The sequence below is a fragment of the Pseudomonas sp. SIMBA_068 genome, from assembly GCF_046534705.1.
Taxonomy (GTDB): Bacteria; Pseudomonadota; Gammaproteobacteria; order Pseudomonadales; family Pseudomonadaceae; genus Aquipseudomonas; species Aquipseudomonas putida.
In genome coordinates this window covers 1-268 of sequence record NZ_JAWRYI010000619.1, presented here as the reverse complement: position 1 = coordinate 268, position 268 = coordinate 1, and the positions used below count along the sequence as shown (strand labels likewise).

The 268-nt window shown below is 58.2% G+C and carries 1 pseudogene; it reads left to right on the top strand.

The features are described 5' to 3' along the window. Positions 1-268 (top strand): annotated as a pseudogene (locus SB756_RS30685) (hypothetical protein); the annotation flags it as partial.

The window sequence follows — 268 nt, the reverse complement described above, 5'->3', positions numbered from 1 at the left end:
CTGGCGCTGGCGCGTGCGTTACTGCATAACGGCGATCTCTGGCTGCTGGATGAACCCACCGAAGGACTGGATGCCACAACCGAGCAGCATATCCTCACCCTGCTGCAGCGGCTGACCGCAGGCAAGACCGTAATAATGGTCACCCACCGGCTCAGCGGCCTGGAGCAGATGGATCGCATCTGCGTGATGGATAATGGCGTGATTGTGGAACAGGGAAGTCATGCCGAATTAATCTCAAAAGCGGGTCGGTACTGGCGTTTCCGACAGC